General features: G+C 69.3%; 23 protein-coding genes and 3 pseudogenes. 15 read left to right on the top strand and 11 right to left on the bottom strand.

Annotated elements, in window-relative coordinates; translation table 11 throughout:
* Nucleotides 1–160: 160 nt before the first annotated feature.
* Nucleotides 161–1,774 (bottom strand): alpha/beta hydrolase, encoded by a 1,614-nt coding sequence (locus ABT025_RS15745; RefSeq protein WP_350994195.1) that lies wholly within the window; start codon nucleotides 1,772–1,774, stop codon nucleotides 161–163.
* Between the two features lie 113 nt (nucleotides 1,775–1,887).
* Nucleotides 1,888–2,535: a hypothetical protein gene (locus tag ABT025_RS15740; protein WP_350994193.1), complete on the bottom strand. Its 648-nt coding sequence runs from the start codon at nucleotides 2,533–2,535 to the stop codon at nucleotides 1,888–1,890.
* Between the two features lie 131 nt (nucleotides 2,536–2,666).
* Between ABT025_RS15740 and ABT025_RS15735 the strand changes: the two genes are divergently transcribed.
* Nucleotides 2,667–3,278 (top strand): TetR/AcrR family transcriptional regulator, encoded by a 612-nt coding sequence (locus tag ABT025_RS15735; RefSeq protein ID WP_350994191.1) that lies wholly within the window; start codon nucleotides 2,667–2,669, stop codon nucleotides 3,276–3,278.
* A 277-nt stretch (nucleotides 3,279–3,555) separates the two neighbouring features.
* Nucleotides 3,556–5,163: a site-specific integrase gene (locus ABT025_RS15730; protein ID WP_350994189.1), complete on the top strand. Its 1,608-nt coding sequence runs from the start codon at nucleotides 3,556–3,558 to the stop codon at nucleotides 5,161–5,163.
* A gap of 17 nt (nucleotides 5,164–5,180) precedes the next feature.
* On the opposite strand, the gene ABT025_RS15725 is transcribed toward ABT025_RS15730, so the two are convergent.
* Nucleotides 5,181–5,771 carry a TetR/AcrR family transcriptional regulator gene (locus ABT025_RS15725; RefSeq protein WP_350994187.1) on the bottom strand — a complete coding sequence of 197 codons (591 nt, stop codon included), beginning with the start codon at nucleotides 5,769–5,771 and terminating at the stop codon, nucleotides 5,181–5,183.
* Nucleotides 5,772–5,898: 127 nt separating this feature from the next.
* Between ABT025_RS15725 and ABT025_RS15720 the strand changes: the two genes are divergently transcribed.
* The 3 genes and pseudogenes from ABT025_RS15720 to ABT025_RS39495 all read left to right on the top strand — a co-directional run.
* Entirely contained in the window at nucleotides 5,899–6,630 is a 732-nt protein-coding gene (locus ABT025_RS15720; protein ID WP_350994185.1) for an SDR family oxidoreductase, read from the top strand.
* Nucleotides 6,631–6,890: 260 nt separating this feature from the next.
* Complete coding sequence (locus tag ABT025_RS15715) at nucleotides 6,891–7,751, top strand: DUF4158 domain-containing protein (protein ID WP_502971953.1); 861 nt, start codon at nucleotides 6,891–6,893, stop codon at nucleotides 7,749–7,751.
* Nucleotides 7,652–8,110 (top strand): annotated as a pseudogene (locus ABT025_RS39495) (Tn3 family transposase); the annotation flags it as partial. The gene ABT025_RS15715 and the pseudogene ABT025_RS39495, both read left to right, overlap by 100 nt.
* Nucleotides 8,111–8,181: 71 nt before the next feature.
* On the opposite strand, the gene ABT025_RS15710 reads toward ABT025_RS39495, so the two are convergent.
* A complete protein-coding gene (locus ABT025_RS15710; protein WP_350994182.1) occupies nucleotides 8,182–8,940 on the bottom strand; it encodes an SDR family NAD(P)-dependent oxidoreductase in 759 nt (252 codons plus the stop codon).
* A gap of 147 nt (nucleotides 8,941–9,087) precedes the next feature.
* On the opposite strand from ABT025_RS15710, the gene ABT025_RS15705 reads away from it, so the two are divergent.
* Both ABT025_RS15705 and ABT025_RS15700 read left to right on the top strand, forming a co-directional pair.
* Nucleotides 9,088–9,723, top strand: coding sequence for a TetR/AcrR family transcriptional regulator (locus ABT025_RS15705; RefSeq protein WP_350994181.1), 636 nt, complete (start codon nucleotides 9,088–9,090; stop codon nucleotides 9,721–9,723).
* A 137-nt stretch (nucleotides 9,724–9,860) separates the two neighbouring features.
* The gene (locus ABT025_RS15700; RefSeq protein WP_350994180.1) at nucleotides 9,861–10,013 is read left to right on the top strand and encodes a hypothetical protein; all 153 of its coding nucleotides are present in this window, start codon (nucleotides 9,861–9,863) and stop codon (nucleotides 10,011–10,013) included.
* Nucleotides 10,014–10,116: 103 nt separating this feature from the next.
* Here ABT025_RS15700 and ABT025_RS15695 read toward each other — a convergent pair whose 3' ends face one another.
* Together ABT025_RS15695 and ABT025_RS15690 are read right to left on the bottom strand one after the other, a co-directional pair.
* On the bottom strand, nucleotides 10,117–10,485 hold the full coding sequence (locus tag ABT025_RS15695; protein ID WP_350994178.1) for a VOC family protein: 369 nt from the start codon (nucleotides 10,483–10,485) through the stop codon (nucleotides 10,117–10,119).
* A gap of 32 nt (nucleotides 10,486–10,517) precedes the next feature.
* On the bottom strand, nucleotides 10,518–11,291 hold the full coding sequence (locus tag ABT025_RS15690; RefSeq protein ID WP_350994176.1) for an oxidoreductase: 774 nt from the start codon (nucleotides 11,289–11,291) through the stop codon (nucleotides 10,518–10,520).
* A gap of 82 nt (nucleotides 11,292–11,373) precedes the next feature.
* Between ABT025_RS15690 and ABT025_RS15685 the strand changes: the two genes are divergently transcribed.
* Nucleotides 11,374–11,952, top strand: a complete 579-nt coding sequence (locus ABT025_RS15685; protein ID WP_350994174.1) for a TetR/AcrR family transcriptional regulator — start codon at nucleotides 11,374–11,376, stop codon at nucleotides 11,950–11,952.
* Between the two features lie 43 nt (nucleotides 11,953–11,995).
* Here ABT025_RS15685 and ABT025_RS15680 read toward each other — a convergent pair.
* Nucleotides 11,996–12,463 (bottom strand): annotated as a pseudogene (locus ABT025_RS15680) (Tn3 family transposase); the annotation flags it as partial.
* A gap of 10 nt (nucleotides 12,464–12,473) precedes the next feature.
* Between ABT025_RS15680 and ABT025_RS15675 the strand changes: the two are divergent.
* Both ABT025_RS15675 and ABT025_RS15670 read left to right on the top strand, forming a co-directional pair.
* A pseudogene (locus ABT025_RS15675) lies at nucleotides 12,474–12,668 on the top strand (hypothetical protein); the annotation flags it as partial.
* Between the two features lie 421 nt (nucleotides 12,669–13,089).
* Complete coding sequence (locus ABT025_RS15670; protein WP_350994172.1) at nucleotides 13,090–13,830, top strand: MerR family transcriptional regulator; 741 nt, start codon at nucleotides 13,090–13,092, stop codon at nucleotides 13,828–13,830.
* 219 nt (nucleotides 13,831–14,049) lie between these two features.
* On the opposite strand, the gene ABT025_RS15665 is transcribed toward ABT025_RS15670, so the two are convergent.
* Entirely contained in the window at nucleotides 14,050–14,802 is a 753-nt protein-coding gene (locus ABT025_RS15665; RefSeq protein WP_350994170.1) for a helix-turn-helix domain-containing protein, read from the bottom strand.
* 166 nt (nucleotides 14,803–14,968) lie between these two features.
* On the opposite strand from ABT025_RS15665, the gene ABT025_RS15660 reads away from it, so the two are divergent.
* On the top strand, nucleotides 14,969–16,480 hold the full coding sequence (locus tag ABT025_RS15660) for an alpha/beta hydrolase (protein ID WP_350994168.1): 1,512 nt from the start codon (nucleotides 14,969–14,971) through the stop codon (nucleotides 16,478–16,480).
* A 900-nt stretch (nucleotides 16,481–17,380) separates the two neighbouring features.
* On the opposite strand, the gene ABT025_RS15655 is transcribed toward ABT025_RS15660, so the two are convergent.
* Nucleotides 17,381–18,241 carry a 3-hydroxybutyryl-CoA dehydrogenase gene (locus ABT025_RS15655; RefSeq protein ID WP_350994166.1) on the bottom strand — a complete coding sequence of 287 codons (861 nt, stop codon included), beginning with the start codon at nucleotides 18,239–18,241 and terminating at the stop codon, nucleotides 17,381–17,383.
* Between the two features lie 276 nt (nucleotides 18,242–18,517).
* Here ABT025_RS15655 and ABT025_RS15650 point away from each other — a divergent pair, with 276 nt between their 5' ends.
* Nucleotides 18,518–19,795 (top strand): glycoside hydrolase family 10-like protein, encoded by a 1,278-nt coding sequence (locus tag ABT025_RS15650; RefSeq protein ID WP_350994164.1) that lies wholly within the window; start codon nucleotides 18,518–18,520, stop codon nucleotides 19,793–19,795.
* Between the two features lie 51 nt (nucleotides 19,796–19,846).
* On the opposite strand, the gene ABT025_RS15645 is transcribed toward ABT025_RS15650, so the two are convergent.
* Both ABT025_RS15645 and ABT025_RS15640 read right to left on the bottom strand, forming a co-directional pair.
* Nucleotides 19,847–20,053 carry a DUF1918 domain-containing protein gene (locus tag ABT025_RS15645; protein ID WP_350994162.1) on the bottom strand — a complete coding sequence of 69 codons (207 nt, stop codon included), beginning with the start codon at nucleotides 20,051–20,053 and terminating at the stop codon, nucleotides 19,847–19,849.
* Nucleotides 20,054–20,095: 42 nt separating this feature from the next.
* Nucleotides 20,096–21,073 (bottom strand): DMT family transporter, encoded by a 978-nt coding sequence (locus ABT025_RS15640; protein ID WP_350994160.1) that lies wholly within the window; start codon nucleotides 21,071–21,073, stop codon nucleotides 20,096–20,098.
* Here ABT025_RS15640 and ABT025_RS15635 point away from each other — a divergent pair.
* From ABT025_RS15635 to ABT025_RS15625, 3 genes are read left to right on the top strand one after another with little or no spacing between them, the layout of a single operon-like run.
* Nucleotides 21,072–22,541: an aminotransferase-like domain-containing protein gene (locus ABT025_RS15635; RefSeq protein WP_350994158.1), complete on the top strand. Its 1,470-nt coding sequence runs from the start codon at nucleotides 21,072–21,074 to the stop codon at nucleotides 22,539–22,541. The genes ABT025_RS15640 and ABT025_RS15635 overlap by 2 nt on opposite strands.
* Nucleotides 22,538–22,969, top strand: a complete 432-nt coding sequence (locus ABT025_RS15630) for a GNAT family N-acetyltransferase (protein WP_350994156.1) — start codon at nucleotides 22,538–22,540, stop codon at nucleotides 22,967–22,969. Before ABT025_RS15635 ends, ABT025_RS15630 begins: the two co-directional genes overlap by 4 nt.
* Before the next feature lie 60 nt (nucleotides 22,970–23,029).
* Nucleotides 23,030–23,602, top strand: a complete 573-nt coding sequence (locus tag ABT025_RS15625; protein WP_350994154.1) for a histidine phosphatase family protein — start codon at nucleotides 23,030–23,032, stop codon at nucleotides 23,600–23,602.
* The last annotated feature ends 16 nt before the right edge of the window (nucleotides 23,603–23,618 follow it).

Below are 23,618 nucleotides of genomic sequence, written 5' to 3'. Positions count from 1 at the left end.
GCGAAAAGGCAGCCACTTCCTCGCCTTCCTCGGCCTCGCAGCAGCCCTCACCTGCTACAAGAGGCTCGCGAAACTCACCACGTGAGACATCCTCTAAGTCATTCCGCTGTTCTGAGGTCGTGCCGTGCGTATGCGTGGGCGGGTGACGGTCGGCTGCGACTCACCGCTTCGCAGGGACCAGGGGGCGGGTGGTCGCGGGCGTGTCCGTTTTGCACACGGTGCCGTCGGTGGGGTGGGTGCCGTGGAGGAATGCGGCGTCAACTGCTCTGTCGACACACGAGTTGATGCCGTAGGAGCCGTGTCCGACTCCCTCACGTGTGAGCAGGACCGCGGAGTCCAGAGTCCGGGTCATGTTCTCGGCCCAGTGGTGGGGGGTGACGGGGTCCAGTCGGCCTGCGACCACCAGTGCCGGTGGCGCACCGGCGCCTGTGAGCGGCTTGGTGACGCGGTCCTTGTTCGGCGCGGGCCACCGAGCGCAGTTGAGAGCGGAGTAGGCGGCCCGGGTCCCGATCCGCTTCGCCTCAGTAGTGGCCTTGGTGGCTGCGGCCTTGTGCGCGGCGATGCCGGACGGGGTCTTCGAGTCGGCGCAGCGTACCGCTGTGTGGGTTTCGAACATCGCGGTGGGGACGGGGAAGGGAGATACCGTGACGCTGTTCCACAGGGTGTAGAGGGGTGCGCCGTTGCCCTTCTGCGCGGCCAGCAGCGCCGAGGTCAGCAAGGGCCAGGTGTTCTGGTCGCCGGCCAGGGCTCGGGTGGTCTCCAGGGCCATGGCACCGTCGAGTTCGCCGATCGGAGTGGCGTCCCCCTTGGCGGATGCGATCTTCAGCGGTTTCGCTTCCAACGTGTCCATGAGCGTGTCGAACGCCGCCTCCGGGTCACCTGCCCCGAACGGGCACACTGCGGCCCCTTCGGCGCGGCAGGTCTTGAACCAGGCGTTGAGGGTTCGTTCGCTTGCCACGGCGACGTCGTTCTGGAAGGGGAGGGAGTTACCGAACCACTGGTTGGTGTCGACGGGCGCGTCGAGCACCATCTGGCGGACGCGGTGAGGGAAGAGGGTGGCGTACATCGGGCCGACCACGGTGCCGTAGGACAAGCCGTAGTACGTGATCTTTTTCTCGCCGAGCGCGGCGCGGACTTGGTCGATGTCGCGGGCCACGTTGTCGGTGGACAGGCTGGCCAGGAACTTTTTGTTCTGGTGCTTGGCGCAGCCGTCGGTGAACGCGGCGGCATCGGCCAGCAGTCGCGGCAGAGGCTTGCCCCCGGGGATCGCCGGGGCGAAGGAGGTACCGGCGGCGTCGGCTCGCTGCTGGTCGGTCAGGCAGCGAACGGCCTGCGACTGGCCGACGCCGCGTGGGTCCATCGCGATGACGTCGAATCTGGCGAGCACAGCGGGCGAGAAAGCGCCCGGGGTGCCGGCTGTGTTGGGCAGATTACGCAGTGTCTCGGTGGCGGCGACCCCGGGTCCGCCCGGGTTGAAGATCAGACTGCCGATGCGCTGGTCGGGATCAGTGGCCCGGTGCCGCATGACCGCGAGCGGGATCTGCGCGCCCTCGGGCTCGATGTATTCCTGCGGCACCTTGATCGTGGCGCATTGCAAGTCCTTCCCGCACGTGCTCCAAGTGAGCGGGTCCGGGGAGCGGACCGGAGCCGACGCGCCCGCTGCGGACGTGCTGCGCAGTCCCGAGGTGCCGGATGAGCAACCCGTCAGGACCATCAGGGCTGTGGCGAACGCAGCCCCGTACTTGGCGGCGGCCCGTGGCCTCAACCGGATCATGATCATCTTCCTTTCGTCCTACGTGTGCCATTCCCTGCAGCCTGGCCGTGCCGGTCGCGCGAGAGGCCGGCCGAAGAGGGGTGACGTGGTCGCGCCTTCCTCGCTTCGATGAGTCAGTGACCGGCGGCGTCGAGCAGGGAGGAGTACCGCAGGCGGAGTGCGCGCTCCATGCTCGCCAGAACGGCCCCGCCCCCCAGTGCGAGGTTCAGCCAGATCGGCAGGTGTATCGGCGATACGAATGTTCCGACCCGCTGTGTGACGGGGGGGATGTGAGAGACGGGTTCGGCGAGCTGCAACAGGTTCAGTCCCACACCTATGACCAGCAGCAACGCCGATCCGATGGCGACCGCCCGGCTCAGTCCCGGATGGCGGGCACCGAAGCGCGCCCTCCGCCCCTCCGCCGAGGCAGGGTCGGGCGTGAGCTGAGACGGCTGTCCGCCCCAGGGGCGATAGTGGCAGCGCTTGACGCCGTAGCCGCTCATCGCCACCTCGATGAGGCCCCCGTCGACAGGGAAGAGTGCGGGCAGTTTCGACTCGGCCACATGCCTGCCGTCCAGGAACAGATGCGCCCGGATCCTGCTGTTGTCCAACCGCGCCCAGTGCCGTACGTCGACGGCGTGCAGGCGTTCCTGCCCGCCGTCACCGGGAAGCCGTAACCAGAACAGGGAGCGCACGGGGAGCTGCCACCAGCGGAACCGCTGCAGTTCTCTGCCGTCGCCCGGCTTGAGGCGCCTTGATGCCGCCCACTGCTTCATCGCCATGATCCGCCCTTCCTGTGCGCATCGGCCACACCGCCACTAGTACAGCGTGTTGGAGGGGACGCTAGCACACTGTACTAGTACGGCGTACTAGTACAGTGAAAGGCGCTGGGAGAAGCGAAGGAGAGCGGGACATGGAAACACGCGAGAAGATCCTCAAGGCCGCTGCGGAGATGATCGCCGAGGATGTAGCGGCGAAGCTGAGCGTGCGAGCCGTCGCCGCGCGTGCGGGAGTGAGCATCGGCTCCCTGAGGTTCCACTTCCCCACTCAGCGCGCGCTGCAGGACAGCCTGCTCGAGCGGATCTACGAACACCTGCTGCCCGGCGACCCGATCCGGGATCAGACCCTGGCGCCCCGCGAACGGCTGCTGAACTGCCTGCGGCAGGTTCTCGCCCTGACCGGCACCAACGAAGACGCGCGAACCGCATGGGGCGCCACGTACCGGAACTTCATCGAGCCCGAGCCGACCGAACCGGTACGCGCCGCGTACCTCCGCCTCGAGCGGGAGGCGGAGCGCCGGGTCGAACACTGGCTGACCGTGCTCGCCGAGGAAGGCGCACTGCCCCCGGGAGACCACACTCGCCACGTCAGGTTCCTTCTCACCATCCTCAACGGACTCTCGTTCGAACGCGCCCTGCCTACCCGCGAATCCGCCCTCATCGCCGAGATCGAGACCCTCAACGCAGCCGTCGATCACGTTCTCTCCGTCGGCCCCGAAACACCCGGCAGGCCGACCCGGCCGTGAACCGAACCAAGCACCCCTCTGCACCGGTTGCCCTCGAAGGGCAGGGGTGCGAGAGCAGATTGATGTATGCCCCTTGGCCCTTGTGCGGACCGGGCCGGTCGGGGGCAACCTGCTCGATGAGCACGTCGACATCGGCGACCTGCTGACCCCCGAGCCGGAGAAGGTCAGCCGCCCAGGGCGGACGGAGGCCGACGAGTGGCGGTCAGCGCGGGGACTGCCACACCGGCGGTGATCCCCAAGTGCCGGGACGGCCGATCCCTCCCACCGGAGTGAACTGATGGCACGCTTCCCGAAGGGCTACGTCAAGCCCACCAGCTCCTGCTCAGGCTGCCTGGCCTGGGGCGAGTTTCGCGGTCGGCTCTGTCACACCTGCTACATGTTCGGCCGCAGCCACGAGACGGCCGTCTGCATCGGCTGCCGGCGAGTCCAGCCGCTGAAGTGGGAGTGCTGCCGTCTGTGCTGGTGCCAGGCCCGACCCAACGCCAAGACCGCCACCAGTATGCCGACCGTCAACGACGAGGTGATGACCCCGTGGCTTCAGGCCGTGCGCCATCAGCAGCTCTTCTTCGTGGGACTGCACTACCGCAGAGGATCAGCTCTCACCGCCCTGCATCACGTCAAGGCGCGAGAAGCATCCCGCAGGCCACCACCCATGTCGCGCTCACAGCCGAGAACCGGTTGGAGGCAACTACCGCTGTTCGAGCAGGTTCCGCGTGGTTTCGGACGGCTCGACCCGGCCGCCGCCGACCTGGCCAGCCCATGGCTGGCCAGGGCGAAGCACCTCGCCCACCAACTCGCCGAAGCCCGAGCCCGAGCCCGGGGCTGGGGACGCGGCATCCGCTTCGCTGTCAACCGCGGCCTGGCCGTCGTGCTCACCGGATACGTCGAGGGCGACGTCATCCGCCACAGTGAGATATTCACCCCGCTCCGTGCCCTCGACCTGCGGGTTGGTCACGTCATCACGGTCCTTGAGGAGATGGGGATCTCCCTGGACGACAGTGAACCGTCCTTCGAACGCTGGCTCGCAGATCGTCTGAAGGGTCTCGCCCCCGGCATTGCTGCGGAGGCTGAACGCTGGACCCGGGTTCTGCGCGACGGCGGCCCACGGAGCCTGCCTCGGCAACAGGGCACGGTCTGGCTCTACCTCAACCGGGCCCGACCGGCGCTGCTGGAGTGGTCGAACCGCTACGACCACCTGCGGGAAGTGACCCGCGACGACGTCCTCACCTACGTCAAGACACTGCGCGGCCGGCAGCGGCATGACCAACTCGTGGCCCTGCGTTCGCTATTCATCTGGGCCAAGCGGAATGGGCTGATCTTCCGCAACCCGACCGGCCGGATCAAGGTCGGGCAGTACGAGTACGCCGTGCTGCAACTGCTGGTCCCCGATCAGGTCGACCGCTCTGTCGCGGTGGCCACCACCCCGGCGACGCGGCTCATCCTCGCCCTCGCGGCGATCCACGCCGCCCGGGTCGCTCAGATCGGCACGCTCATGCTCGACGATGTCGATCTCGGGAACCGCCGGCTGGCCATCGCCGGGCGAGTCCGGCCGCTCGACGACCTCACCTTGAAACTGCTGCTGGACTGGCTGGAGCACCAGCGAAGCCGGTGGCCGAACACCGCGAATCTCCACCTGCTGATCAACAAGCAGACCGCCACCAAGACCAGCCGCGCCAGCAACCACTGGATCAGCGCTGCGATGCGCGGGCAGGACGCGACGCTGGAACGGCTCCGCGTTGACCGGCAACTCGAAGAGGCCCTGACCCGCGGGCCCGATCCGCTCCACCTCGCCGAGGTGTTCGGGCTCGACGAGAAGACCGCGATGCGCTACTCGGACTCCGCACGAGCACTACTGGAACAGGCCGCTGAACAGCAGCTTCGATGATGTCCGGGCTTCTGGCGTCAGTTTTCGGGGGGCCGCGACGGCACGGGTTTCAGTCCGTCCAGGATGAGGTCGAGAAGGCGTTCGGCCTGCTCTCGCTGCTCGGGCTTAGCCGAGGTGAGGGCGATGCCGGCGAGGGCGGCGAACATGTCGGTCGGGCTGATGTCGGACCGGATCGTTCCGGCAGCGCTATTGGCGTCCATGAGGGAGGAGAGGGCGGTCTGAATCATCTCGTGACTTTCGGCGTAGGGATTGGTTCCCAAGTTGACGACGGCTCGCAGGGCGTCGGCCATGCCGAGTTTGGCGGTGGCGTAGTCGATGAAGCGGCGGGTCCAGGCTCGCAGCGCCTCAGGCGGTGACATCGCCGCAAGGAGACCGGGGACGGCGTCGCACAGCCGGGCCACTTCGTTGCGGTACGCCGCCTCGATCAGAGCTTCCCGGGTCGGGAAGTTGCGGTAGAGGGTGCCGGTTCCCACGCCCGCTTCTCTGGCGATGCGCTCGAAGTGCGCATCCAGTCCCTCCTCGGTGAACACGTGCACCGCGGCGGCCAGGATCTTCTCCCGGTTCCGCTGTGCGTCAGCCCTCAGCGGGCGTCCTGCATCCCGGGCCATCAGTGGCTCTCCCTTGTCTCCATTTGCTAAGTGGAGGCTCCGCCACTTAGTGTGAACGAAGTGGCCGAGCCTCCACTTTCACTGTAGGGCACGGCCCCCCGCTCCTCCGCTGGAAGGACTGTCCATCATGTCGGGAATCGAAGGCAAAGTCGTGGCGATCGCGGGAGCCAGCAGCGGCATCGGCGAGGCGACCGCGCTTCTGCTCGCCGAGCGCGGTGCGAAGATCGTCCTCGGGGCACGCCGTCCGGAGCGTCTTGAGGCTCTGGCCGCCCGCATCGAAGAGGCCGGCGGTGAAGCCGTCTGGGCCCGCACGGACGTGACGCGACGCAAGGACCTTTCCGGCCTCGTCAAGCTGGCGAGCGATCGATACGGCCAGCTCGACGTCCTCGTCAGCAACGCCGGGATCGGCTTGATCTCCCGTCTGGATGACCTGCGCGTCGAGGACTGGGAGGAGATGATCGACGTCAACCTCAAAGGGGTCCTGTACGGGATCGCCGCGGCCCTTCCCGTCTTCCGGGAGCAGGGCTTCGGGCACTTCGTCAACACCGTGTCCACCGCCGGACTGCGTATCGTGCCGCTCCAGTCGGTGTACGCCGGCACGAAGAACGCCGTCCGCACCATCTCCGAGGGCTTGCGGCAAGAGGCCGGCGACAGCCTGCGCGTCACCGTCGTCTCTCCCGGCGCCGTCCGCACGGACTTCGCAGAGCGCATGGATCCGGCGGTGAAAACCCAGATCGACAAGATGATGGAGACCGCTCTTTCGCCCGACGCGGTGGCCCGCGCCATCGCCTTCGCCATCGAGCAGCCGGACGGTGTCGATGTAGGCGACATCGTGGTTCGCCCCACCGCCCAGGGATAGTCTGCGCAACCACGCAGCTCACCCCCACGTTCCTACCGAACCCACGGATGCCCCCAGCCGACGCACACGGACCGACCCTCGAGTTCCCGCTGAACAAGCTTCAGTTCCGCTGAACCCACGGGCCTCGACGGCCTCGGGGAACATCGGTGCGGCGGTGATCGGTGAGAACGATCATGGTGGTCTAGCACAGTGATCCACTTCGCCGCTGGGGTTCGGGGGAAAGCTCCGGGCCCGTTCTGGGGCTGGCTACGGTCCGGCTCGTGCCGGTGGAATCTCTGAGCGATGGTCAGGCCGAGGCGTACGGGACGTTCGCCGAGGAGCCGACGAGGCCCGAGCTGGAGCGGTTCTTTTTCCTGGGCGACGTGGACCGGGACCTGATCGCTCTGCGGCGAACGGAGCATCACCGGCTCGGGCTCGCACTCCAGATGTGCACGGTTCGGTACGCCGGGCTGTTCCTGGAGGACCCGCTCGCTGTGCCGTGGCCGGTGATCGAGCACCTGGCCGTGCAGCTCGGCATCAAGGACCCGTCGGTGGTCAAGCGGTACACGGAGCGGCGTCAGAGAGCTGGAGCTGGTCGAGGAGCAGGAGACGGACCTGGATGTGGCCGCGCTCTGGGCAGCCGTGGAGGAAGTCGCCCCGCGCGCGACCGTAATGACTGCGGCGGCCACGGTGGTGACGCTGGTGCCCGAGGACGAGAACTCGGCCGAGGTCGCCATGCGGGCCGCGCTCGCGAACCGGTACGCCACGGTGCGCCCGTTTCTCGCGCTGCTGGGCGAGTCGAAGGCGCTGGACGCGGCGAGCGCGGGCAAGCGGGTCCTGGCCGGGGTGCGCGCCCTGCCGGCGCTGGCCCGGCGGAAGGTGGGGGTCAAGCCGCTGCTGCCGCGCGAGGTGGACGACAAGCTCGTGCCGCCGGCGTGGCGCAAGGCGGTGTACGCCAACCCCGATCTGCCGCAGGGCGCGGTGGACCGGGACGCGTATGTGGTGTGCGTGCTGGAGCAGCTGCACCGGGCCCTGAACCACTCCGCTCGGCGCGGCGTTCGCCGAGTACGGGCGGATCGCCAAGACCGAGCACCTGCTGCGGGTGGTCGACCCGGTGGGCGACACCTACCGCCGGCAGATGAACCGGCAGCTCACCGTCCAGGAGTCCGGCCACAAGCTGGCCCGGGACGTGTGCCACGGCAACCGCGGCACCATCCACCAGGCGTATCGGGACGGGATGGAGGACCAGCTCGGCGCGCTCGGCCTGGTCCTCAACGCCATCGTGCTGTGGACCACGAAGTACATCGACGCCGCCGTCGCCCAGCTCCGCGCCGAGGGCCACGAGATCTGGGACGAGGACATCGCCCGGCTCTCCCCGCTCAAGCACCGCAACCTGAACCTACTCGGCCGCTACAGCTTCACCGTCGGCGCCCCGGCCGTCGGCGCCCCGGCCGGCGGCGCTCTACGCCCCCTGCGCGACCCGGACTCGTCGGAGCTGGATGAAGACGAGACTGGCGCGGAATGGATCCGGCGCGCCGTTGCCCGTGACCCGGAACAGACCCGCCCGGTCGGTCACAGGAGGGCACCGCCGGAGACCTCGATGCGCTGGGCGGTCATCCAGCGCAGGCCGTCGGAGGCCAGCGTGGCGATGGCGTCGCCGATCTCCTCGGGTTCGCCGACGCGGCCAAGCGCGGTCTGCCCGGCCAGCCCTTGGCGCATACCGGCGTCATCCCGCATGGCACCGCCGTTGAAGTCGGTGGCGGTCGGCCCCGGGGCAATGCTGTTGACCCGGATACCTAGGGGGCCGAGTTCTGCGGCCAGAGTGCGGCTCAGGGCCTCGACGGCGGCCTTTGAGGCGGAGTAGACGGAGGTCGCGGGGCTGGTGTGGCGAGTCAACGACGACGAGACGTTGATGACGCGCGCGCCTTCCGCCAGCAGCGGCACAAGCGACTGGATGAGGAAGAACGTGCCCCGAACGTTCGTGCCGAACACCGTGTCGAAGTCGTCGGTCGTGACAGCTTCCAGTGGGCCGAAGACACCCACCCCCGCGTTGTTGACCACGATATCGAGCCGCGAAGCCCCCCAGCGCTCAAGCAGTCCGCTCAGTTCGGAAGTGAAGGCTCCGAAAGAGGAGACGTCGCTGATGTCGAGACGCACGACAGCGGCGGTCCCACCCGCAGCGTGCACCTGCTGCTCCGTCTCCTCGGCCCCGGTCACATCACCGCGATGAGTGACCACGACCCGCACCCCGTGCGCCGCCAGCGCAAGAGCCGTACTCCGGCCCAGACCACGGTTCGCACCGGTCACCAAAGCGATCCTGTCGGCTGTCATCCGCTACTCCCTCATCACACGGCACCGGAGAGACATCGGGCACCGCCATAAGAGGCGAGTCACTTGACTCGCCTTTTCATTGCAGCGTAGGCAGCCTCGAAGAGGCGAGTCAAGTGACTCGCCTCGGATCTAGGGCATACTGCACGCATGGCAGCAGAGCTCTCCGCACACCACCGCCGTCTCGCCCAGCAAAAGCGTGAGGCGATCATCTCCGCGGCCACGGACCTCTTCCTGAACCACGGTTACGACGGCACGTCCCTCGCGCGCATTGCCGAAGGGGCGGCAGTCTCGAAGTCCACCTTGTTCAAGCAGTTCCCCACCAAGGCAGCCCTCTTCGAGGCCATCGTCACCGAGTCATGGCAGCGTGACGCCACCGACGCCGTGGCGCGACCTCAGGCCGGAGATCTGCGTTCCGGCCTGACCTCCGTCGGCCACCGCTACGCCGACCTGATCAGCCGGCCCGGCATGACAGCCCTGTTCCGCATCGTCATCGCCGAGCTGCCTCGCTTCCCCGAACTGGGACGGATGCAGTTCCAGCTCGGCAAGCTGCCCTACTTCACCTCTGTCCAGCGCTACCTGGAGTCGGAGCATGAGGCCGGTAACGCCGACGTTCCGGACGCCGAGAGCGCCGCCAACCAGTTCCTCGGGATGATCGCCAACTACGTCCTGTGGCCCCGCATGCTGCTGACCGACTGGAACCCCACAGCCTCCGACATCCGCTACGCCGTCGAGCAAGCGGTAGAGACCACGCTCGCCCGCTATGCCTCCGATCGACCAGCCTGATCCGAAGCTGGAATTCGTACGCCGCCACCCCAGCGCCGGAGGGGCCGGCGGAGACGCGACCGTGCGGGTCGTCGCTGTCGGTATACGGGTGCCGGTAAGGACCGTGTCACCGGCCGCAAACGGCCGGTCGGGGCTTCGTGGCCGATGCCCTGCTCGACGTGGTCGCGGTCGACGCCAACCCGCAGCAGGGCGTCAATCTGATGATTGAGGTTCTGGACGGCGGTCGAGACCCGCGCGTAGCCCATGAGCACGTGTCGGAATCTATCGGCCGGACCGTTCACCGACGCTGATTCCCGACGCGCGTTGCCGACACTGCTCACCTGCGGTGATGCGCTGACCGCTTGAGCTCGCCATCGTTTGACGACAGGGGCGGCTCGGTGGACGGCGACCGGCTCAGGTTGAGCGCAGGCAGAAGGGGTGGCCGGCCGGGCTGGCGTAGACCCGGCTAACGGTCCGGGTTTCCGGGGTGACCTCGTCGGTGGGCCGCAGTCGGGTGGCGCCGGCGTCGATGGCCGTGCGGTCGGCGGTTGCGAGGTCGTCTACGCCGAAGTCGAGGTGCATCTGCTGGGAGGTGCCGTCCGGCCAGTTCGGGGCGGTGTGTCCGGGGGCGGACTGGACCACGACCACCGGGAGGCCAGGAGCCTGGACGAAGTGGTGGGTCGGCGTGGGAGTGACAGAACCGCCGAGCAGCCGGTGCCAGAAGGAGCTTTCCTTCTCGATGTCGGCGGCGTCGATGATCACGGACGCCAGGGTGATGGGCATGGGGGTGTCCTGTTCGTGTTGTCGGTGGTTGCTCAGACGGTGGGGATGATGCCGCCGTCGACGCGGAACTGTGCTCCGGTGAGCCATTTCGCGCGGCTGGAAGAGAGGAAGGCGATCATCTCGGCGACATCCTCGGGATCTCCTGGGCGGCCCATGGGAACGTTCAGGTGCTCCACGATCTGCCGGGTGACCTCCTCGGTGGTGATGCCTTGCTTCTCGGCCATGTGCTTCAGGTGGGCGGTGGCGCCGTCGGTGACGACGAAGCCGGGAAGGACACAGACCACGCGCACGCCGTGCTCGCCGACCTCGGTGGCCAGTTCGCGGCTGTAGGTGTTGAGCGCGGCCTTGGCGGCGGCGTAGGACGCCTCGGTGCGCTGAGGCAGTTGGCTGGCGATCGAGGAGACGTGCACGACGACGCCCGAGCCCCGCTCAACCATTCCCGGCACCAGCGCCCGGTCCAGGCGCACGGCGCTGAGGAGGTTCATCTCCAGGTCCGCCCGCCAGGATTCGTCCGACCGGCTCAGGGTCGGCGCCGGGGCGCTCGCCGCGCCCGCGTTGTTCACGAGCACGTCCACACCGCCCACCTCATCGACGACGCGGCGGCCGAGTTCGGCCACCCCCTGCTGCGTGGAGAGGTCCGCCGCAAGGAATGTGGCACCCCTGTCCTTCTCGGGCCTGCTGCGGGAGGCCGTCAGCACGGTCGCGCCCGCGGCGACGAAGCGGCGCACGGTCGCCGCGCCCAGGCCCCGGCTGCCGCCGGTGACCAGTACCCGAAGGCCGTCGAGGCTGTTGTCCGTGATGGGCATGGGGTCTCTCCTCCGTAAGATGAACCTGACTCCGGAAAAGGTACACCGTAAACGGAGCTGGACTCACCTTATGGAGGTTCTCTTGCCGCAATCACGCCCGCTGCGTGCCGACGCGCGACGCAACCGCGAGGCACTGCTGTCCGCGGCCCGCCAGGCGTTCCTCGGCGGCGACACCGACGCGCACGTCGAGGACATCGCCCGCAGCGCCGGCGTCGCCGTCGGAACGCTCTACCGCCACTTCGAAACCCGCGACGCGCTGATCGAGGAGGTCTACCGCAAAGAGGTCGACGACCTGTGCGCCACGCCCGGCGTCCTGCTGGACCAGCACGCCCCGGAGGAGGCACTGCGGCGCTTCCTGCTGCTGCTCGTGGACCACGCGGCGGTGGGCAAGGGGATGTCCAGTGTGCTGGAAAGCATCATGGCAACGGACTCACACGTCTTCGACGATGCACGCACCCGTATGGCCAACGCCCTCTCCCTGCTGCTCGAAGCCGGCAGCGCGGCCGGCACCGTACGCGACGACGTCACAGGTTCCACCCTTCTGCGCGCCCTGGGCGGCATCTGCGGAATGCGCGCCACGGAGGGCTGGTTGGTCGAGGCCCGGCAGATCACCGCCCTCCTCTTCGACGGCCTGCGACACGTCGCCCCGCGGTCACCCTGAGCCGGGGGCCGCGCGCGGTGCGCCACCGGCCAGGCCCTGCCCGTCACTCTTGACCGTTCCCGTCGTCGTCCTCGTACAGCTCCGGCGGGTCAGGATCGCGCAGCGGGCACAGTGCGCGGACGGCGGGGATCCTGGCGGTGAAGTACTAGCGGCCGGGCACGTTGAGGTTGGGCGTGCTTGAGCGGGGAGACGCGGGCGACGTCTTCGTCCAGGACGTCGTGCTCGCGCTCCTCGGCGGGCAGGGCCCGTAACTCGAATGCGGCGTCGAGATGGCGAGTCGTCCACAGCGCGGCGGCATTCAGCACCACACCGAGCGCGCCGAGCTGGTCCTCCTGGGCGTCTTGTACGCCTGCATGATCTGCCCGCGCTTGCCGAGGCAGATGTCGCGGGCGAGCTTGTGGTGGGACTCCTGCACGGTGAGCTGCCGGTTCATCTGCCGCCGGCAGGTGTCGTCGACCGGGTCGACCACCCGTAGCAGGTGCAGAGTCCTGGCGATCCGCCCGTACTCGGCAGCCCCTGTTCGTTTCAGCAGCGCGGCGGGGGTGCGGGACTGGTTGTCCTGGCTGGACACCTTCAACACTGCCTATGGCCCCGTGGACGCTGACGTGTTCTCACCCTCATCCGGGCCCACCGGGCTTCCAGAGAAACCTGGCCTCGCATCCCGAAGCTGTGCTGGACGACCATGTTCGATCTCAGCGCCACCCACGGTTCATTGATCTCCGGGCCCGGACTCGGCCGTGAACCGAACCAACCACTTCTCTGCACCGGCTCCCCTGATGAGTGGGGGTACGAGAACGGCGTGGTGTACGCCCTTGTGCGGATCGGACCGGACCGATGAGTGTCGACAGCCGCCGAGCCCTCGACGACGCAATGACCGCACGGCTATCAGCAGGGCGGGGACCTCGGCGATGATGTTGGGCTGGCGGACCATGGAGTTCCTGCGGGCGTCGTGTTCCCTTCAGGTACCCGCAGCCACCGGTCTTCTTCTGAACCTCGGTGGTCTCCGCACATCGCCAAGAGGCCGGGACAGCACGCTCGTACGCTCTGACCTGCCCCAGCCTGCCGTTGCGTCATGGTTTTCAATGGGGCTCGCGACGTGGCCGCGTCGGAGCAGCGGACGGTGGGGAGATTTCGATCATGGCGTGGAGCACCCGGGAGATGGCGGAGCTGGCCGGCGTCAGCCTCAGGGCCGTACGGCACTATCACGACATCGGCCTGATCGAGGAGCCGGAGCGCCGATCCAACGGCTATAAACAGTACGGCGTCAGTCATCTTGTCCGGCTCCTCCGGATCAAGCGCCTCACCGCTCTGGGCTTCTCCCTCTCCCAGATCGCGGACATGGACGAGGACCCGGATTCGGGTCCCGATCCGCGTGACCTGCGGGCTCTTGACGCTGAGCTGGCCGCCACCATCGAACGTCTGCAACACGCACGTGCCGAGGTGGGCGCCCTCCTGCGCGGACGAGCCGCGAGCGATCTTCCCCTCCGCTTCGCCTCTGTGGACAAGACAGCCGAGCTTCCTGACCCGGACCGCTCCTTCGTCACGGTCCTCGGTACGGTCCTCGGGCCCAGTGGGATGGATGCCTATGCCGACCTGCTCCAGCAGGAGCCGCAGCCCGTGGCACGTGAACTCAACGAGCTTCCCGCCGATGCCGACGATCTGACCCGCCAGAGTCTCGCCGAGCGTCTCGTGCCTTACGTCCTGGGTCTACGGTCCCGCCATCCCGGGCTCAGCGACCTGGCTTCAGATGCCCCGCGCGGTCGACAGCACACCGGCCGCACCATCGGCAAAGCCATCAGCGATCTCTACAATCCAGCCCAGGTGGACGTCATGAAGCGGCTCGACGGGCTCCTGTCCGATGTGGATGCTCCACGGTGACCGTGCTCAGAGCGCCGCTTCGTGACTCGGTGGGTGCGGCCCAGTGCGCGCCTGATGGTGTGACGAGTGCGCGAAAGAGCCGTCGTCACTGCCACTACCACCTGGACATCAGCGAACCGTAGTCGGTGTGGTCCACAGCCGCACGTGCCTCGTTTCTGTAGGCCGGTACGACGCCTGTGCGGACGCACAGATGCGGTGTGCTCCTGCCCGGCGCTGCCCTCACCACTGGGCATCGTCGCTCTCGCTCCCTGCGGTGTCGTTCTCGACGAGGATGGTGTGAACGCGTCGCAGCACGTCGAGGTGCGCGCGGTTGTAGAACTCGACCAGTGCGTGCACGGCGACCGAGTCCGCAAGCGCCCTTTCTCGGTGCGAGGCCAGCCCGAGGTCGGCCAGAGTGGGGTGGGCCCGGTGCTGCTGGCGGACTTCGGGAGCCATCTGCTCGGCCAGCCGCTGCCGTACGTCGTCGGGAGCATCCTCCTCGAGCGCCGCGAACTCCGCTTCGAGGTCGCCGCGAGGTCCCGAAAGCTGTTCTTGGAGGGCGGCAATCGCTTCGGGCGTGAGGATGCTGGAGTAGGCCACCAGCAGGGATCGCTGGGTTTCGGGCAGGTCGTCGGCAAGCGTCTTGAAGTCCGGGGGCATGTCGAGCGCGGCCCGATTGTCCATGATGGCCGCCAGGTCCCGCCGCATCTGCTGTCGGCGTTCGATGTCCGCCGCGAGTTCGGCGTCCAGGTCCCGAAGGATCTGCCGTGCCCTCTCATCACCGCCTTCGACCGCGGGGACATCTGCGAGGGCCACGCCGAGGCCGGTCAGTCTGCGGATACGCAGCAGGCGCACCAGATGGCTGACGCCGTAGCGCTTGTAGCCGTTGGACGCCCGTTCCGGCTCGTCCAGCAGGCCGATCTCGTGGTAGTGCCGGACGGCCTTGGCCGTCGTCCCCGCGAGTTCCGCCAGCCGACGGGTACTCCACGCCACCAGGAGCCCCCTCTCCAGGATCGTGCCCGGCGGCCATTGAAAACCCTGCCCCTGGGGCACGGTCAACTCCGTCCGGTTCCGGCTCGCCACCGGTTGACCGTGCCCCAGGGGCAGGGAGTGGGATGGTCGCGACCACGCCCCACGCACCGATATGCGGAGACTGGACATGAAACGACGAAGCAGTGTCGGCCGAAACCTGGCCCTCCTGGCTGTCATCGGCCTGGGCGCGTCACTGATCACTGTGCCCGCCGCCGCCGAGGAGACGAAAACGCCTCAGGTGAAGTGGGGTCAGTGCCCCGACGACGTCGTGGCAGAAGCCGCTCCGACCGTCTTGCAGTGCGCCACCGTGCGCGTGCCGTTGGACTACGCCGAGCCGGAAGGCGAGCAGATCGACCTCACCGTCTCCAGGCTGGCCGCCACCGACCCGTACAAGAGGCGCGGCGTCCTCATGCTCAACCCGGGCGGTCCCGGCGGATCCGGGCTGGCGCTGTCCGCGCTGCTGGTGGCCCAGGGCCTTCCCAGCAGCGTCACCGACCGCTACGACCTGATCGGCATGGACACCCGGGGGATCGGTCATTCCACGCCGGTCAGCTGCGGTTTCACCACAGACAGCCCCTACTACTCCAACATCCCGCCCTATGCGGTGGATGACGCCGCGGTCACCGCGCAGGCGAAAGTCGCTGAGCGGGCAGCCGAGCAGTGCACGGACAACGACGACGATGGCCGGCTGCGCCACCTGACCACCGCGAACACCGCCCGCGACCTGGACCGGATCCGGGCCGCGCTCGGCGAGGAGAAAACCAGCTACCTGGGCTACTCGTACGGCACGGCCCTCGGCGCCGCCTACGCGTCGATGTTCCCGGAGCGTTCCGACCGGATCGTGCTCGACAGCAACATCGGAGACACCCACCTCGACCGCGACGGCATGCGCCGCTACGCGCTCGGCATGGAGCAGACCCTGCCGGACTTCGCGAAGTGGGCCGCCCGCCGGCACGACAGCTACGGACTGGGCCACACACCTGGGCAGGTACGGGCGTCCTACCTCACCATCGCCGGCAGGCTCGACAAGGCTCCCGTCGCGGGGATCGACGGCAACCTCTTCCGGCTCCTGACTTTCGGCCACCTGTTCAAGCAGACGCAGTACCCCACGCTGGCGCAGACCTGGCAGACGCTGCTCGAAGGCGACGAGGCCGCGGCCCGCGGTCTGACGGCCGCCTCCGAGGAAACGGCGGACGGCACGCTGTCGCCGACCGACAACGCCCTGACCGTGTTCCTCGCCGTTACCTGTAACGACGCGGAGTGGCCCGAGGACATCAACACCTACCGGCAAGGCGTCGCCGAGGACCGCGAACGCTACCCGCTGTACGGCGCCGCCACCGCCAACATCACCCCCTGCGCCTTCTGGCCGTACACCCCTGCTGAACCGCCCGTGGAGGTCCACGCCGAAGGCCCGCGCAACGTGCTGCTCCTACAGAACCGGCTGGACGCGTCGACCCCGCACTTGGGCGGGAAGATGCTGCGCGAGAAGTTCGGCGACCGCGCACGGCTGATCAGCGTCGACGACAGCGGGCACGGTGTCTACGTCCTGGGCCGGAACTCCTGCGCGTTGAACACCACCACGCGCTACCTCGTCGAGGGCGAGATGCCCACGAAGGACACGTCCTGCCGCGCGGATTGACCACCGGACCCGCGCCGCCGGCACCCCGTCCGCCGTTGACATCTTCCGGCGTACCCGTCGATGCCGGTTTGCAAGTAGTGGCGCAGTCCGCAGTACCCGTCCTCCCTCGGTGAACGGCGCCAGTTGCGGCGCGCCTGACCGAGAGATTCGGCAGTGGGGTCCGGAAGCCGGAGCAGACACAGGACGGGCACGGGACTGCCGTAGTGGCGCTATGAGAGCTCGCCATTGGTTCGCAGTGTCAGCAGTACGCCCTGCCGACGCGGGTCAGGGCCGGTGAAGGGTGTAGCAGTGCATCGAAGGCGCCACTGGTACCAGGGCTCCGATGCGTTTCGAATGGCGGGTCCTACGGAGGTGCCAGGTGGCCGTGCGTTGTGGGAAAGGCACAGTTGCCGTAGTGCCTCCGGCCAGTGTGCGCGGTCCTCGGTGAGAGCCGCGAGGTCTGACGGGGATGAGCGGCCGATCGGCCTCGCCGGTGGACGGGCGGTGGACAGACGCCTTTGGACGGTGCGGCACGAGGTGGCACGGGCCAAGCTGCTGCCGATGCTCTGACCAGGAAAAATGTCACGAGACAGTACGGCAGGGCATTCCCTGGCATGATCGCTCTCGGTCTCGTAATGCGTAGATCCCGGGTCGGAGTTGCCAGGGACTTTTCAGGGACTTTCAGCTCTGTCGGAGGGACATCCGAGGGAGTTTTCGCAGTACAAGCACGGAAGGCTGCGACAGCGCTGAAAGGCCCAGGGTATCGGGCCCGCGCATCCGCGCCGTCGCTCCATAGCGCTCCGGCACGGCGTCGGGTCGACGTTAGGAGACGAGGCTCTTCGGGGCCGCACACGGCCCTGACCTCGAGGAACGTGCCCCCACGGGCCCGGCGGCGTGAGCGCCGGGCCCGCGGGCGGGCGGTCAGGCGTACGGGTAGAACCCCGACCCCGTCTTCCGGCCGAGCCGGCCCGCGTCCACCATGCGCTGGAGCAGCGGGGGAGCGGCGTACAGGGGCTCCTTGTACTCGGCGTACATCGAGTCGGCGACCGAGGCCACCGTGTCGAGGCCGATCAGGTCGGCGAGCTTGAGCGGGCCCATCGGGTGGGCGCAGCCCATCTCCATGCCGTTGTCGATGTCCTCGCGGCTGGCGATGCCCGACTCGAACATCCGGATCGCGGAGAGCAGATACGGGATCAGCAGCGCGTTGACGACGAAACCGGAACGGTCCTGGGCGTGGATCGGGTGCTTGCCCAGTATGTCCTGCACCATGGCCTCGGCGCGCTTGACCGTCTCGTCCGACGTGGTCAGTGCCGGGATCAGCTCGACGAGCCGCTGCACCGGGGCCGGGTTGAAGAAGTGGATGCCGATGACCTGGTCCGGGCGGGAGGTCGCGACGGCCAGCTTCACCAGCGGGATCGAGGAGGTGTTGGAGGCGAGGATCGCGTCCTGCCGGGTCACCACCTGGTCCAGCACCTGGAAGATCTCGGTCTTGACCTGCTCGTTCTCCACGACGGCCTCGATGACGAGATCGCGGTCGGCGAACTCACCGAGGTCCGTGGTGAAGCTGAGACGGGCGAGGGTCTCGTCGCGCTCCTCAGCCGTGATCTTGCCGCGTTCGGCGGCCTTCGAGAGGGAGTTGTGGAGCCGGGTGCGGCCGATCTCCAGCGCCTCGCCGGTGGTCTCGGCCACCTTGACGTCGAGGCCGCTGCGGGCGCACACCTCCGCGATGCCTGCGCCCATCTGGCCGCATCCCACCACTCCGACGCGTGCAATGTCGGCCATAGAGTCCGTCACCTCGTGCCTTTCGCTGTTCTCCGGTCGGCGGCTTCCGTCTGATTCCGGGCTCCACCACGACCCCACGACGTTACTCCGGGCCTCGGGGCGACCGGTAAATGGGGGGCGAGGCCGAGGGGCCGGGGGCGCGCACCTGCCTCGCTCCCGCTTCCCCCGTTTGCCGGTCGCCCTTACCGGAGATCGCGGGCCGGGGCGGGCATGCTCGGTCTCACGCCCGGATTCCGGGGCCGCGGAGGCGAGTGCAGGGACGGCAGGTGCGGCGATATGCGGCAAATGGAACGAAGGAAGTTCGTCACGGGTGCGGTCGGTACGGTCGCGGGGGTGATGGCCTCGGCCGTCATGGCGGGTGACGCCGCCGCGGCCGTGCGGGACGGGGCCCTCGCAGGCCTGCCCGGCGGGGCCCGTGATGTGCTCCGGAGCGATCTCCGGGGCATGTGGGTGGCCACGATCGAGAACGTCGACTGGCCGTCGAAGCCGGGTCTGTCGGCCGCGGCGCAACGGGCCGGGCTGATCGCGTACCTCGACGAGGCTGTCGCCCGGCGGCTGAACGCGGTGATTCTCCAGGTCCGTCCCAGTGCCGACGCGCTGTGGCCCTCACCGTACGAGCCGTGGGCCAAGTGCCTCACCGGGGTCCAGGGCAAGGACCCCGGCTGGGATCCGCTGGGCACGGCCGTGCAGGAGGCGCACAGCCGGGGCCTGGAGCTGCACGCCTGGTTCAACCCGTACCGGGTCGCCAACCACGCCGATCCCTCCCTGCTGTCCGCCCGCCATCCCGCGCGGCTGCACCCCGAATGGGTCGTGCCGTACGGCGGGAAGCTCTACTACAACCCCGGACTGCCCGAGGTCCGCGCGTTCGTCCAGGACGCGATGCTCGACGCGGTCCGCCGCTACGACATCGACGCCGTCCACTGGGACGACTACTTCTATCCGTACCCGGTGGCCGGCCAGAGCTTCGCGGACGGTGCCGCGTACGCGAAGTACGGCGCGGGTTTTCCGGACCGGGCCGCCTGGCGGCGCTCCAACACCGACAAGCTGGTGCGGGAGATGTCCGAGCGGATCAAGGCGCTCAAGCCGGCGGTCCGGTTCGGTATCAGCCCGTTCGGCGTGTGGCGCAACGCCTCCACCGACCCGCTCGGCTCCCGCACCGAGGCGGGCGTGCAGACGTACGACGACCTGTACGCCGACACCCGCGGCTGGATCAAGAAGGGGTGGATCGATCACGTCTGCCCGCAGCTGTACTGGAACATCGGCTTCGCTCCCGCCGACTACGCGGCACTGGTCCCCTGGTGGGGCGAGGTGGTCCGGGGCACGGGCGTGGACCTCTTCATCGGCGAAGCCCTGTACAAGGCCGGCGACCCGGCCCAGCCCGCGGCCTGGCAGGACCCTGCGGAGCTGTCCCGGCACATCGGCTTCGCCGCGGCGTACGACCAGGTCCGCGGCCACGTCTACTTCTCGGGGAAGAGCGTGGTCACGGACCGGATCGGCGCGATGGACCGGGTGGTGGCCGACCACTACCGGACGCGGGCGCGCCCGCCCCGCTGACCGGCCGCCCCGTTCCGCTGCGGCGCCTCGCGGGGCGGCGGCCGGCCGTCCTCAGGTTCCCGGGTCCCGGTCCCGGGCGGTGTGCTGGACGACGCTGTCGGGGCCGGGGGCGATCAGGTGTTCATGTCCGTCCTCGAAGCGGACGCGGTACGGGGGAGTCCCCCCGTCACCGAGCACTTCGACGATCTCTGCGACCCGGTCGTGCTGCCCCACGGTCCTGCCGTGCGTCAGCAACCGGTCGCCCGTGTGTGCCTCCATCGGGAGTGACCTCCTCACGGGTGGCGTTCCATGTCGACAAGTCTATGACCGGCGGGCTCCGGCGCGCTGGGTGACCGCGATGCAGACGAGGACGGCGACCGCCGCCGCCGGGGCCGCCGGGGCGACCTCCTCGCCGAGCAGCAGGAACGACCAGATGAGCGTCAGCAGCGGCTGTGCGAGCTGAAGCTGGCTGGCCCGGGCGACGCCGATCTCGGCCATGCCGCGGTACCAGACGTACAGGCCGAGGAAGGTCGACGCCACGGACACCCAGACCAGTCCGATCACCCCGTGCGCGGTCAGCCGCACCGGCTCGTACGGCAGCGCGATCGCGGCGCCCGCCACCGCGAGCGGCACAGTGAGGATCAACGCCCAGCCGGTCACCTGCCAGCCCGGCATCTCCCTCGCCAGCCGGCCGCCCTCCGTGTACCCGGCGGCGCAGACCAGCAGCGCGCAGAACAGGTAGAGATCCCCGGCCGACAGGCCGCCGCCGCTCTGCAGCACGGTGAAGGCGATCACCACCGCCGCCCCGGCGAGCGCCGCGGTCCAGAACGCACGGGAAGGCCGCGATCCGGTGCGTACGGAGGAGAACACCGCGGTGGTCAGCGGCAGGAGGCCGACGACCACCGCCGCGTGCGAGGTGGTCGAGGTCCGCAGCGCCAGCGTGGTCAGCAGGGGGAACCCCACGACCACCCCGCCCGCCACGACCGCGAGACCGGCCCAGTGCCGCCGCTCGGGCAGCCGCACCCGGGCCGCGACCATCACCGCACCGGCGACGGTGGCGGCCAGCAGGGTGCGCAGCGCGACCAGGGACCAGGGGCCGAAGCTCTCCAGGCCCCAGGCGGTGGAGGGGAAGGTCAGCGAGAAGGAGACCACTCCGAGCAGGGCGAGCAGGGTGCCGTTCCGGCTCGCCGGGAGGGAATCGGGGGACGCGAGGGGTGAGGGGCCACTCGATGCCGGCCCGGTTCCCGCCGGGCCGACCGCTATTGCGGGTCCGGCAGTAGCGCTATCCTGTGCTGTCATGCAAGAGCGTAGCAGTGTCGCCCAGTTGACTGAAGTACTCCGGAGTGAGCTGAACCGCTACTCACCTGGTGAGAAGCTGCCGTCCAGTCGTGCACTCGTCGAACGTTTCCGGGCCGGCCCCGTCACGGTCTCGCGGGCCGTGGCCCAGCTGGCGGCCGAGGGGCTCGTCGTCACCCGTCCCGGCTCCGGCGCATTCCGCGCGCAGCCCCCCACAGGTGTACGCCCGCCCGCCGACACCTCCTGGCAGGAGGTGTCGCTCAGCGGTGACGGCGGGCCCGAGGTGGTGCCCCGTACGGTCGACGCCTCCGGTCTCCTGGTCACGCTGACGCCGCCGCCCACCGGGGTCATCGAGTTCAACGGGGGCTATCTGCACAGCTCGCTCCAGCCCGAGCGGGCCATGGCGGCCGCCCTCGCCCGGGCCGGCCGCCGCCCCGGCGCCTGGAGCCGGCCGCCCACCGACGGGCTCACCGAACTGCGCGCCTGGTTCGCCCGTGAGATCGGCCCCGCGCTCACGGCGGCGGACGTGCTGATCACCGCGGGTGGCCAGAGCGCCCTGGCCACCGCGCTGCGGGCGCTGGCCCAGCCCGGCGCGCCCGTCCTCGTCGAGTCGCCCACGTACCCCGGCATGCTGGCGGCAGCCCGGGCCGCCGGGCTGCGCCCGGTGCCCGTCCCCGTCGACGCCGACGGTGTGCGGCCCGATCTCCTCGACGCGGCCTTCCGGGCCACCGGCGCCCGTGTCCTCGTGTGCCAGCCCCTCTTCCAGAACCCGACGGGCGCCGTTCTCGCCGGCGGCCGGCGTGCCGAGGTCGTCCGGATCGCCCGGGAGGCGGGGGCGTTCGTCGTCGAGGACGACTTCGCCCGCCATCTCGTCCATGACGACGCCGGACCGCTCCCCGCTTCGCTGGCCGCGGACGATCCCGACGGTGTCGTCGTCCACGTCTGTTCCCTGACCAAGGCCACCTCGCCCAGTTTCCGGGTGGGCGCCCTGGCGGCCCGGGGGCCGGTCCTGGAAAGGCTGCGGGCCATCCAGGTCGTCGACAGCCTCTTCGTCTCCCGGCCGCTCCAGGAGGCCGCGCTGGAACTCGTCGGCTCTCCCGCCTGGGGCCGTCATCTGCGCTCCGTATCGGCGGAGCTGCGCATCCGCCGCACCGCCATGATCACCGCGCTGCGCCAGGAACTGCCGGGCCTCGCGCTCCCGCACATCCCCGCGGGCGGCGGCAGCCTCTGGGTGCGCCTGCCCGATTCCGGCGCCGGTGCGGACGAGTCGGCCATGGTCGCCGCGGCCCTGCGCGGCGGCGTCGCCATCGCGCCGGGGCGTCCCTACTTCTGCGCCGAACCGCCCTCGCCCCAGGTCAGGTTGAGCTTTGTCGCGGTCGCCGGTCTCGCCGAGATCACCGAAGGCGTGCGGCGGCTGTGCGCTGCCTGGGAGGGCCTGCTCGGCACCCCGGCCGATAGGGTCCGGGCATGACCGAAATGCCTCAGGAACGTTACGAGATATCGTCCGACCCCGGCCGGCTGGACGCTGCCCGGGTTCACAACTGGCTCTCCACCGACGCCTACTGGGCCATGGGGCGGACCAGGGAACACCAGGATCGCGCCATCGCCGGGTCGCTGAACTTCGGTGTCTACGACCGCGTATCCGGCGAACAGGCCGGATACGCCCGTGTGGTGACCGACCTCGCGACGTTCGCCTGGCTCTGTGACGTGTACGTGGACCCCGCGGCCCGCGGGCACGGTCTGGGCGGAAGGCTCGTCGCGGCGGCGCGCGACCATCTCGCTCCGACCGGTGTCCGCAGGTTCCTGCTCGCCACGGCCGATGCCCACGGTGTGTACGAGAAGGCCGGTTTCCGGCCGCTCGACAATGCGGACCAATGGATGTGTCTCCGGTTCGCCTGAGCCGGAAGCCTTTCGGCGGCACTCTTGACCTGCGCGGCGATCGGCTCCACGATCGCGCCCATGAGTGTTCGAGTCTCGCTCGTCGCCGCGGCACGCAGCTCCTCCCTGCTCGGTGAGCGCTTCGACGACGACCGGCCGCTCGACGAGGCCGGCTGGCACGAGGTCCGGTTCGCCGCCCCGGCCCTGGTGCCCCTCGGGGCGGCCGAGCTGCGCTACTGCTCGCCGACCGCCCGCAGCCGTGCCACCGGCGACGCGCTCGGCTTCGCGCCGCTGGTCCAGCCCGCCCTGCGCGACTGCGACATGGGGCGCTGGCGCGGCTGCACGCTCTCCGATGTCACCGCACGCGAACCGGCCGCCGTGGACGCCTGGCTGGCGGACCCGCGCTCGGCGCCGCACGGCGGCGAGCCGCTGCTCGCGTTCATCTCCCGGATCGGCAACTGGCTGGACACCCGCCCCGCCTGCGACGGGTCCATCGTCGCCGTGGCCGAACCCGCGGTCGTCCGGGCCGCCCTCGTCTACGCGCTGAAGGCCCCGCCGTCGACGTACTGGAACGTCGACGTCCGCCCGCTCTCCACGGTCACGCTCACCGGCATGCCCCGCCGCTGGAGCCTCCGCCTGGGAACCGGGTCGTGACCTCGGCCGCTACCGG

Origin of the sequence: Streptomyces sp. NPDC002809 (assembly GCF_040295435.1) — a bacterium.
In the GTDB taxonomy this organism is placed as follows: Bacteria; Actinomycetota; Actinomycetes; order Streptomycetales; family Streptomycetaceae; genus Streptomyces.
This window is presented reverse-complemented; position numbering and strand designations above follow the sequence as displayed.

Bases quoted from the DNA above. Each gene is read 5' to 3' on its own strand.
- ABT025_RS15745 (WP_350994195.1), bottom strand. From the start codon at position 1,774: ATGATCCGGTTGAGGCCACGGGCCGCCGCCAAGTACGGGGCTGCGTTC.
- ABT025_RS15740 (WP_350994193.1), bottom strand. From the start codon at position 2,535: ATGGCGATGAAGCAGTGGGCGGCATCAAGGCGCCTCAAGCCGGGCGAC.
- ABT025_RS15735 (WP_350994191.1), top strand. From the start codon at position 2,667: ATGGAAACACGCGAGAAGATCCTCAAGGCCGCTGCGGAGATGATCGCC.
- ABT025_RS15730 (WP_350994189.1), top strand. From the start codon at position 3,556: ATGGCACGCTTCCCGAAGGGCTACGTCAAGCCCACCAGCTCCTGCTCA.
- ABT025_RS15725 (WP_350994187.1), bottom strand. From the start codon at position 5,771: ATGGCCCGGGATGCAGGACGCCCGCTGAGGGCTGACGCACAGCGGAAC.
- ABT025_RS15720 (WP_350994185.1), top strand. From the start codon at position 5,899: ATGTCGGGAATCGAAGGCAAAGTCGTGGCGATCGCGGGAGCCAGCAGC.
- ABT025_RS15710 (WP_350994182.1), bottom strand. From the start codon at position 8,940: ATGACAGCCGACAGGATCGCTTTGGTGACCGGTGCGAACCGTGGTCTG.
- ABT025_RS15705 (WP_350994181.1), top strand. From the start codon at position 9,088: ATGGCAGCAGAGCTCTCCGCACACCACCGCCGTCTCGCCCAGCAAAAG.
- ABT025_RS15695 (WP_350994178.1), bottom strand. From the start codon at position 10,485: ATGCCCATCACCCTGGCGTCCGTGATCATCGACGCCGCCGACATCGAG.
- ABT025_RS15690 (WP_350994176.1), bottom strand. From the start codon at position 11,291: ATGCCCATCACGGACAACAGCCTCGACGGCCTTCGGGTACTGGTCACC.
- ABT025_RS15670 (WP_350994172.1), top strand. From the start codon at position 13,090: ATGGCGTGGAGCACCCGGGAGATGGCGGAGCTGGCCGGCGTCAGCCTC.
- ABT025_RS15660 (WP_350994168.1), top strand. From the start codon at position 14,969: ATGAAACGACGAAGCAGTGTCGGCCGAAACCTGGCCCTCCTGGCTGTC.
- ABT025_RS15655 (WP_350994166.1), bottom strand. From the start codon at position 18,241: ATGGCCGACATTGCACGCGTCGGAGTGGTGGGATGCGGCCAGATGGGC.
- ABT025_RS15650 (WP_350994164.1), top strand. From the start codon at position 18,518: ATGCGGCAAATGGAACGAAGGAAGTTCGTCACGGGTGCGGTCGGTACG.
- ABT025_RS15645 (WP_350994162.1), bottom strand. From the start codon at position 20,053: ATGGAGGCACACACGGGCGACCGGTTGCTGACGCACGGCAGGACCGTG.
- ABT025_RS15635 (WP_350994158.1), top strand. From the start codon at position 21,072: ATGCAAGAGCGTAGCAGTGTCGCCCAGTTGACTGAAGTACTCCGGAGT.
- ABT025_RS15640 (WP_350994160.1), bottom strand. From the start codon at position 21,073: ATGACAGCACAGGATAGCGCTACTGCCGGACCCGCAATAGCGGTCGGC.
- ABT025_RS15630 (WP_350994156.1), top strand. From the start codon at position 22,538: ATGACCGAAATGCCTCAGGAACGTTACGAGATATCGTCCGACCCCGGC.
- ABT025_RS15625 (WP_350994154.1), top strand. From the start codon at position 23,030: ATGAGTGTTCGAGTCTCGCTCGTCGCCGCGGCACGCAGCTCCTCCCTG.